The following is a 9,346-nucleotide window of genomic DNA, read 5'->3' as shown; positions in this document are numbered from 1 at the left end:
GAGAAGAAAAGGAAGGCGTCCCCCCCCCCCCCCCCCCCCCCCCCCCCCCCCCCACCCCCCCCCCCCCCCCCCCCCCCCCCCCCCCCCCCGTTCTCCCCCCCCCCCCCCCCCCCCCCCCCCCCCCGACACAGGTCCGGCGTGATCCAGTTTGTTCGAGAGCCTAGTTTCCCGGCGGCTCGTCCTTGCCCGCTTCCTCGAGCCGGTCGGCCTCTTCCTTGGTCTTGTGCACCGCGCCGTCGGCGTGCTCCGGCGGGCCATAGACCGTGTAGAGGACGAGCGGGTTCGGGCCGGCGTTGACGAAGTTGTGCTTCCGCCCGGCCGGCACCACGACCAGGTCCCCGGCCTTGACGTTGCGGGTCTCACCACTGATCTTCGCCGTGCCGACGCCGCTGACGAAGGTGAGGATCTGATCCACCTCGTGGACCTCCTCGCCGATCTCCCCGTCCGGCGGGATCGTCATGATCACGACCTGGGTGTGCTTTCCGGTCCACAGCACCCGGCGGAAGTCCGCGTACTTCTCGGCTTCGGTGGCAATCGTCCAGTACTCCATGGCTGGACGCTTACCCCGATCAGAAGCGGCGCAACCGGGCGGTTTCGAGCGGCGCCGGTTTGCCGACGAAATAGCCCTGGACGTAGTCGACGCCGAGCTCGCGCAGCAGCCGGAGGGTCGGCTCGTCCTGCACGAACTCGGCCACGGTGTGGATGCCGTACGCCTGGCACACCTGCACCAGCGCGCGCACCAGCACCTGGTCCTGCTGGTTCTGCACGAGGCTGACCACGTACTCGCCGTCGATCTTGACCAGGTCGATCGGGAAGATGCGCAGATAGCGGAAGGACGCGTACCCGGATCCGAAGTCGTCGAGCGCGAGCTCGCAACCCAGGTCTCGCACCCGGTCGGCGAAGTGCCGCGCCTCGGAGAGGTTGCCGATCAGCGCGGTCTCGGTGATCTCGAAGGTCAACTGCTCGGGGTTGGCGCCGTAGCGCTCGATCAGCCGCTCCACCTCGACGGTGAGCCGCGGGTCGCCGACCGAGCGACCGGAGAGGTTGATCTGCAGGTTGAGGTCCTTGTGCTCGGCGGCGACCTGCATCGCCCGCTCGACCACCCACAGGTCGATGTCGAAGATCGCGTCCAGCCGCTCGGCGATGTCCAGCACCTGGGCCGGCGACTGCGGGCCGTCGTTTTCGTCCAGCACCCGCAGCAGCAGCTCGTGCCGGGTGACCCGGTTGCTCTGCAGGTCGAGGATGGGCTGGGCATAGAGCGTGAACCGGTCGGTGCCGAGCGCGTCGGCAACCCGTTCGCGGTAGGAGCCCTGCCGGTCGCGGGCCGGCACCGGGTGCGGCACCAGGGTGAGCGGCCGGTCGGCGTGCCGGGCCTGCCGCCAGGCCTGCTCGGCGTCGATCAGCAGGTCGTGGCTGCCGGTCTCGCCGCCGGGCTGGAAGCGCACCACACCGGCCCAGGCCTTGGCACGGGCCCAGGCGTCCGGCAGCACGAACGGGTGCGCGCGCAGCGACTCGACGAAGAGCTCGCCCTGCCGCCGGGCCAGGGCCCAGGAGGCGCCGGCCAGCAGCACACCGATCTCGTTCGGCCCGACCCGGCCGAGCAGGTCGGCCGGGCGGACCACGCCCTCGAGCACCCGGGCGGCACGGTGCAGCAGGTCGGCGTTGCGCTCCGGGCGGCCGAGCTCACCGAAGCCGCGGTCGGCGTGTGCGCGGTCCGGCTCGACCCGGACGACCAGCACCGCGCCGCCGCCCCGGCGCAGTGCCCGGTCGAGTTCGTCGGCGAAGCCGGCCCGGGTGAGCAGGCCGGTCGCCGGGTCCGGTTCGGCGACCGCGTTCTGCACGGTCTCGCCGCGCCGGGCGAGCCGGGCCACTTCGCGGCGGGCACGCTCGCGGGCCGAGACGTCGGTGACCGTGCCGCGGATGCCGCGGACCACGCCCTCGGGCCCGTCGACGGCGTCCAGCCGGCAGTCCACGTCGAACCAGCCGCCGTCGACGCGGGTGAGCCGGATCGTGACGTGCACCGGCTCGCGGCTGGTCCACGCCCGGGTGATCGCGCTGAGCGCGGCGGCCTGGTCGTCGCGGTGCACATAGCGCGCGAGGACCTGCCGGCTGACCTCGTTTTCGCCGGGCGGCTGCCCGAGCATCTCGCCGAGCCCGTCGGACCAGACGATCGAGTCGCCGGCGGCGTCGTACGAGAACCAGGCGTCCACGGTCGCGGGCTTCTTCGTCTTCCTCAGGTGGCGTCGAGAGGAGGCGTCGTGCAACGCGCGCGGACGCGGAATGCGTCCGTCGGGTGCCGTCATGTGCCCGCCGCCCCCTCCCGCCTGTGTGTGCCGTTGCCCCTCACCTATTACGACCCGTAACGGCTCGGCGTAACAGGGGACGCCGGGGGTCAATGTTTTCGCGGATCACCCAACAAAACAATGATCTGCGATTTCTCAACTGAACGCGGCCACGATTTAGCCGATCGGATGAACGCCGCACCCCGTGACCGAACACCGAGGCTACCGTCGTCTCCATGACGGACAGTGACGAGAGATAGGCCCACCGCTACACCAGCACGCGGCGCACCCGACTGCATGCGCCGCGTGACGGAGGATAGGGTGGCCGGACCCTGAGGACAAAGCAAGCGAGGACGACGCATGGGCATCATCCGGGACATGCAGCGGGCGCAAGCCACTCAGGCCGCCGCCCAGCAGCGTGCCGGCACGGCAGCCACGCAGCAGCGTCAGCTGATCCGCCGCAACGCCGACCTGGCGATCGCCGCCGCGCAGCAGGCCGCCGCCGACGCCGATCGGCAGCGCGAGCGCCAGCGGCTCTATGTCGAGGCGCGCACCGCGGACGCGGCGGCGGCAAACGCGGACGTGCGGGCCCGCCTGTCCGACCTCGACTCGTTGCTGCTGTCCACACTGGACGTTGACGACCACATCGACCTGGACCGGTTCAAGAAACCGACCCAGGTTCCGCCGTTCAACCCGGGCCCGCTCGGCCGTCCGATCGCCGAGCCGTCCTGGGAGAGCTTCGACCCGCCGACGCCGCGCGGGGTCGGCAAGATCCTCGGCGGCGAGCGCCTGCACCAGCAGCAGACCGCGGCCGCCCGGAGCGCTTATCAGCAGGCCCGCGAGCGGTGGATCGAGGCGGAGACCCGGCGGCTGCGTCAGCTGGCCGCGCGCGAGCAGGCATATGAGGACAGCATCCGCAAATACGAGACGAAGATCGCCGCCTACAACGCCGAGGTGGACCGGTTCGCGGCCGCCGTGGCGAGCGCGGATCCGGCGTCCGTCGTGGAGTACTTCGCGATGGTGCTCGGCAACTCGGTCTACCCGGACGACTTCCCGCAGCACTTCCGGCTCGCCTACCAGCCGAAACAGAAGCACCTGCTGATCGAATACCACCTGCCGCCGGTCGAGGTGATCCCGGTGGTCAAGGAATATCGCTACGACCGGGTGCGCGACGACGTGGTCGCCACGCCGCGCGACGGGGGCGAGATCCGGCGACGCTACACCGAGGTGATCGCGCAGGTGGCGCTGCGCACCGTGCACGAGATCGTCGAGGCGGACCGCGGCTCGCTGGTGACGAAGATCTCGTTCAACGGCATCGTGGACACCATCGACCGGCGCACCGGTGAATTCGTGCGGCCGTGCCTCGTCTCCCTGCGCACCCAGCGGGAGGTTTTCGCGCCGATCAAACTGCGCCGGGTGGATCCGGTCGCCTGCCTCAAACACCTGCAGGCGGGGCTCTCCGGGCTGCCGGACGAGCTGCACGGCATCACCCCGATGGTGGACTTCGATCGCGAGGCGGACCAGGACCTCACCGGCGAGTTCAACGTGCTCGCCGAGATCGACGAGCGGCCCAACCTGCTGACCATGAGCGACGACGAGTTCGAGCAGGTGCTCGGCGACCTGTTCGGCAACATGGGCCTGCAGATGGGCACGGCGGTCCGAGCAAGCGGTGGGTCACGCTGGGTCGCGACCGACCCGCGCCCGGTCTTCGGCGGCCAGGTCATCGTGTACGCGAACCGCGGCGTCCCGGCCGGCCACGCCGAGGCGCACACGCTCTCCGACGCGGTGGTCGCCGCCGGCGCCACGAAGGGCATCCTGATCGCGACGGCGGGTTACGACTCCGGCGCCTACGAGACGGCCGCCGGGCGCCCGCTGGAACTGATCGACGGGACCGCGCTGCTCACCCTGCTGGCCGAGTACAGCCGGCTCAAGGCTCGCTTGGAGCAGGAGCAGGGCTGATCTCCAGCTCCTCGATGCGCTGCCAGAGCGGGCGCATCGCTGCGTCCGGCTCGCGGGCGAAGATGCTGCCGCGGATCCGCACGAAGACGCAGTTGCCGACCCGTTCGAGCACGGCCTGCCGGCGCATGTCGCGTTCCCACTGCTCCGGCCCGTGATAGGTGTCGCCGTCGCACTCCACGGCCAGCCGCCGCCCGTCCGGCGCATTGAGGACGAAGTCGATCCGATACGCGCCGATCCGGAACTGCGGCGTCGGCCGGTAACCGCGCTCGGTGAGCTTCTTCAGGACCGCTCGCTCGAAGTCGTTGGTCGGCTGCTCGGTGGAGGAGACCGCTGACGGCTCGTAGCTGAGCAGCAACGACCGAGCGTCGTCGGCGGGCAGATTGGCCGGCTGCACCGAATGGAAGATCCACAGCTGGTCGCGCGCGCGGGAGGCGGCGACGTTGATCCGCCGGTGATACTCACGCCGGGTGAACGCCGCCACCCGGCCGTCCCGCGCCGACACCACCATGGACACCAGCACCACGTCCCGCTCGTCGCCCTGGAACGTGTACGCGTCACCGACCCGCAGCCGCCGCGCCTCCATCTCGTCCTCGCCGATCGCCTCGCGGATCCGCTCCAGCAACAGCGCCGCCTGCCCGCTCGTGGACAGCAGACTGATCACGCCCAGCGTCTTCCCGCGGTAGGCCGGGTCGGCGACGATCTCGGACAGCTGCGAGACCAGCGCATCCGCCTCGGCCAGGTTCACGTCGCCGTAGGGCGCGAGCGGCTGCCGCGTCCCCTCGGCCAGGAACACCGACCGGATCGGCGCCAGCGACGGCCGGTCCGCGCGCAGTGGCATGATCTTGCCGTCGTAGTAGTGCTTCGAGGAGAACTCGATGATCTGCGGCACACAGCGGAAGTGCTCGGTGAGCAGGATCCGCTCCGGCGAGCGCCGCACCGCGTGGTCGTAGAGCGACGACTCCGGGTCGAAGTGCTCGGCCGACGGCACGTCGGCGCCTTGGCTCACATTCGCATGCGAGCCGGCTTCTCCCCGAGGCGAATGTGAGCCTTGGCGAAGATGGCTGTGGATCAGGCCGGTCACCGAGCCCACGAAGCCGAGCTGCGGCCCGATCTGCTGATCGTCGCCGACCACCACGGCCCGCTCGGCCAGCGCCAGCACCGGCAGCGCGAAGAGATCGGCCTGCGACGCCTCGTCCACGATCACCACGTCGAAGTGCGCTCCCCCGGCGAACTGCTCGATCGCCCGGTCCACCGACATGACCCAGACCGGCACCGCCTCGACCGCCGACTCCATCGCGCGTTGCGCGTGCGCCTGCCAGGCCGCGGCGTTACGCCCCGTGCCCTTGCCGATCTTCCGCAGCGCGGTGGTCCAGTCCGCCAGCGCCGCCCGCCGCCGGTCGTCCAGCGCCCGCGACACCTCCAGCCAGGCCGACGCGACGACCAGCTCGCCGGTCAGCAGGCGGATCTTCTCGCGTGCCGACTCGACGCGTTTGCCCAGCACCGCGGGGTCCACAGTGCCCACCACGGCGTCGAACCAGGTCTGCGCCCGCCGCCACGCCCACGCCTGCAGGCACGCCGCGCCGGACACCGCGGGCACCTCGCCGGCCTCGATCCGGTCGGCCCACTCCGGCGCCTCGCCCGCGAGCTGGTTACGCAACGCGATGTAGCGCTCGACCTCCGGCCGCAATCCGGCCAGCCGCCGCACCTCGGCCACCGCGTCGTCCCAGCCGTCCTGGGTGCGCCAGCTCTTCTGCAGATGCGGCCACCGGACCAGCCGCTCGGTGATCGCCGCGTCCGCCGCGTCGAGTTCATCCAGGTCGAAGACCGCGGGCCCGCGGGTGAGCAGGCTTTCGACGGCGGCCAGCCGGGCCGCGTCCAGGTCAAGGTCCTCCTGCGGTACGAGCATCCGCAGTCGAGCCGACAGATCAGGCCAGTGCTTGGTGTCCCAGTCCAGCGACTGCGCCGCGTCGGCGAGCAGCGCACCGGCCCACACCTCGGCATCCTTGCCCTGCTCCGGGATGGCGAGCCGATCGATCCACTCGGTCCAGTGATCGGCCAGCCGGCGCCGGGCCCGCATCCGCCGCACATGGGCGACCGCGAGATCCACGTCGTCCGCGGTGCGCAGCGGCTCGTCGTCCACCCGCAGCTCGTCGGCCAGCTTGCGCATGCCCGGCTGCATCAGCCAGTTGATGCCCCGGCCGGACGCGAACCGCTGCCGCAACTCGTCCAGCTGGGACAGCAGCCGCTTGGGCTCGGCGGCCTGCGCGGCGGGCACGGTCACCCGATGGCCGGCGAGGCCGCGGGCCAGCTCGGCCAGTTCGCCGAGCAGCGCGGAGGTGGCGGCCACGTGGTCGGACCACAGGCGTTGCCAGTGCGGGTCGTCGAGCAGGCGGCCGAGGCGGTCGGTCCACGAGCCCTCGCGGCGGTGCAGCCACTGGACGGCTTCGTGCAGGTCGTTCAGAAGGTCGTCGTAGGCCTCGCGGCCGTGCTCGCGTACCGCATCGGGGTCGAGCCCGTCCGACTCGAAGGCCTCGACCTCCGCCTTCTTCGCGTCGAAAGACGCGCGGGTCTCCGCGACCGCGGCGGACGCGGGCAGGTCGGACGTCTCCGGCAGCGGGCGCAGCGCCGCGGCCCGATCCGCGGGCGCGAGCCGCACGGCCAGCTCGAGCAGCGCCGCGAACTCGTCCGCGGTCAGCGGCGGCGCGACCGACACCGCATCCGGGATGCCACCCTGCGCGGCGGCCCGCTCCCGCAACCAGGCCCCGACCTCGGCGGGCGACAGATCAACCCCATCGATCCGGTACGTGGCGGCTTCGTTCTCGGCGATCGCGCGCAGTCCGGCGAGTGCCTGTGACAACTCGTCCTCGGCGTCCTCGAGCCGGCGCGTGAGCCGCTCTACGCGTGCCGCCTCGGCGCGTTTGTCCAGCGTGGCAGCCCGATCGGAGAGCTCGCGGGCGGCGAGCTGGAGTTGCACGAGCTGGTCGGTGGTGCGACCGAGGACGGCGAGGCAGAGCGCGCGGATGCCTTCCGGGAGGCCGTCGCGCAGCACCCGCAGCGGGTCTTCCTTCTGGGCGACGACGAGGACACGCTTGCCGTTCGCCATCAGGTGACAGATCAGATTGCGGATGGTGTGCGTCTTGCCGGTGCCCGGCGGACCCTGGACGGCGACGTTGCGGTGCTGGGCCAGGCGGCGGGCGATCGATTCCTGGGCCTCGTTGGTGGGCAGCGGCATGAGCAGCCGTTCGCCGACGCGGCGCCAGGCCTCCGGATCGTCGTCGGGCATCACGAGCTTGCTGGGCTCGTGCGCGACGATCGCGGCGAGCGAGCCGATCGCGGCGGTGTCGCCGGAGAGGAGGCGCTCGCGGAGGCTCTCCACAAAGCCGCGGAGCTGCCGCTGCTTCGGCCGCGAGAAGATCACGCCGGTGTCCACGATGTGCGGCTTGTCATGGTTTATGCCTCGGCTCACGCCCTGGCCTACGCCTTGGCTTTCGCCGGGGGTGAGAACGATCTTCTCGTGACCGATGCGGGTCAGCGCGCGCTCGAACAGCTCGCGCCGGTCGAGGTCGCTCCACAGGTCGGTCTCGATCACGCCGCCCGGCCCGGCGAGTGCCAGCAGCTGCGAGAGATAGCGGTCGTCGAGCCCGGACAGCGCATCGGTCTGCAGCCGCGAGGGTCCGGCCGGCGACACGGTGATCAGCGAGCGGTCGGGCTCATATTCGAGCATCACCGGCGTGGCGACCAGCGGGTATCGCACCTTCTGCCCGGCCACCACGCACTCCAGCACGCCGTGACCCCAGACCAGCTCGGTGCTCGCCGCGCTCATGTCGAGCAGGTGCATCAGGTCGAACAGCTGCCGATGCAGCACCCGGGTCTTCTCCGCCGCGGCGGTCTCCTCAGACCAGGCCCGCCAGTGCTCGTCCTTCCACCGCTCGAGCAACGAGTCGTCGGCGGCGTTGCGGTCGAAGCTCTCCCGCAGCTCGGCCGGCACCTCGATCGGGCCGGGCAGATCGGGCAGCCCGACCCGCAGCCAGGAGGGGTTGTCGGCAGCCGGCCCGGCATCACAGGCGGGGTGCCCGGGCAGGGCGTCGGTCCAGAGCGCGTCGGCCGGCACGGTGCGCGCGGGCCGGTCCATCGAGGCCCGCACGGCCAGCAGATAGTCGGCGACAGAGACGGCCCGATCACGAATGACGAGGGGCGACTCCATTCCCCGAAGGCTAGCCGATCCCCGCAGCCACCTCCCCCACGCGCCGCACACCCCAACACCCACCAACCAGCGCGGCCCGTTCCCGTCGCTGCGCGGCCCGAATCGCGTCCTGGTTCGCGCCGCGAGGTTGGTCAGGAGTGTTCTTCGGGGTCGCGGCCTACCGCAGAGCGGCCGCCGTCGATCGGGATGATCGCGCCGTTGATGAAGGACGCCGCGTCCGACAGCAGGAATGCGACCGTCTCCGCCACCTCGCCGGTGCGGCCCATCCGGCCGAGCGGCTGCACCAGCCGGATCTCCCGCTCGAAGGCCTCCGCCGCCGCCACGTCGAGCCCGGCCACGTGCGCGTCCGACCGGTCCGTGGCGATCGAACCCAGCGCGACCGCGTTCACCCGGATCCCTCGCGGCCCGTAGTCGACCGCCAATGCCCTGGTCAGCCCCTCGGTCGCGGCCTTCGCCGTGGCATAGGGCAGCGAGCCTCGCACCGGCCGCTGCGCCTGATGCGACGAGACGTTGACGATCGCGCCGGGCGTGCCGGTCGCCAGGAACGATTGGATCGCCGCCGCGCAGCCGACGATCGCCGGATGCAGGTTGCGGCCGATCACGTCGATCACCGGCGCCGCGCCGTCGTGCAGCCAGGCGTCGCGGAAGATCGCCGCGTTGTTGACCCAGCCCCGCAACTGCCCGGCCGCGGATGCCGCCCGGGCGGTCACCGCCGGGTCGGCGGCGTCACCGATCACCGGGATGATCCGGTCCGCCGCCGGGTGATCCTCGACCCAGGCCAGCGTTTCCGCGTCGAACTCGATCACCACGACAGCGCCGGTGTCCTCGGCGCCCAGCAGGCGCTCGACCACCGCACGCCCGACGCCCCGGCCGCCGCCGGTCACGACAAACGAACCCATGA

Annotated in this window: 5 protein-coding genes; 1 reads left to right on the top strand and 4 read right to left on the bottom strand. The window is 71.6% G+C overall.

Annotated features, from left to right (window positions below):
- Positions 1-160 precede the first annotated feature (160 nt).
- Together ACZ6TI_RS11890 and ACZ6TI_RS11885 are read right to left on the bottom strand one after the other, a co-directional pair.
- Positions 161-550 carry a cupin domain-containing protein gene (locus ACZ6TI_RS11890; RefSeq protein WP_465344975.1) on the bottom strand — a complete coding sequence of 130 codons (390 nt, stop codon included), beginning with the start codon at positions 548-550 and terminating at the stop codon, positions 161-163.
- Between the two features lie 19 nt (positions 551-569).
- On the bottom strand, positions 570-2,303 hold the full coding sequence (locus tag ACZ6TI_RS11885; RefSeq protein WP_465344974.1) for an EAL domain-containing protein: 1,734 nt from the start codon (positions 2,301-2,303) through the stop codon (positions 570-572).
- Between the two features lie 339 nt (positions 2,304-2,642).
- Here ACZ6TI_RS11885 and ACZ6TI_RS11880 point away from each other — a divergent pair, with 339 nt between their 5' ends.
- Entirely contained in the window at positions 2,643-4,241 is a 1,599-nt protein-coding gene (locus tag ACZ6TI_RS11880; protein WP_465344973.1) for a restriction endonuclease, read from the top strand.
- Here the strand turns inward: ACZ6TI_RS11880 and ACZ6TI_RS11875 are convergent.
- Both ACZ6TI_RS11875 and ACZ6TI_RS11870 read right to left on the bottom strand, forming a co-directional pair.
- Complete coding sequence (locus ACZ6TI_RS11875; RefSeq protein ID WP_465344972.1) at positions 4,210-8,445, bottom strand: AAA domain-containing protein; 4,236 nt, start codon at positions 8,443-8,445, stop codon at positions 4,210-4,212. The genes ACZ6TI_RS11880 and ACZ6TI_RS11875 overlap by 32 nt on opposite strands.
- A gap of 131 nt (positions 8,446-8,576) precedes the next feature.
- On the bottom strand, positions 8,577-9,344 hold the full coding sequence (locus ACZ6TI_RS11870; RefSeq protein WP_465344971.1) for an SDR family NAD(P)-dependent oxidoreductase: 768 nt from the start codon (positions 9,342-9,344) through the stop codon (positions 8,577-8,579).
- Positions 9,345-9,346: the final 2 nt, after the last annotated feature.

The organism is Actinoplanes sp. NPDC051388 (assembly GCF_055586225.1).
The sequence above is the reverse complement of the archived record's forward strand: the minus strand, read 5'-3'. Positions and strand labels throughout refer to the sequence as shown.

What these genes read in the sequence shown, in the direction of transcription:
- ACZ6TI_RS11880 (WP_465344973.1), top strand. Translation starts at nt 2,643, where the DNA reads ATGGGCATCATCCGGGACATGCAGCGGGCGCAAGCCACTCAGGCCGCC.
- ACZ6TI_RS11890 (WP_465344975.1), bottom strand. Translation starts at nt 550, where the DNA reads ATGGAGTACTGGACGATTGCCACCGAAGCCGAGAAGTACGCGGACTTC.
- ACZ6TI_RS11870 (WP_465344971.1), bottom strand. Translation starts at nt 9,344, where the DNA reads ATGGGTTCGTTTGTCGTGACCGGCGGCGGCCGGGGCGTCGGGCGTGCG.
- ACZ6TI_RS11885 (WP_465344974.1), bottom strand. Translation starts at nt 2,303, where the DNA reads ATGACGGCACCCGACGGACGCATTCCGCGTCCGCGCGCGTTGCACGAC.
- ACZ6TI_RS11875 (WP_465344972.1), bottom strand. Translation starts at nt 8,445, where the DNA reads ATGGAGTCGCCCCTCGTCATTCGTGATCGGGCCGTCTCTGTCGCCGAC.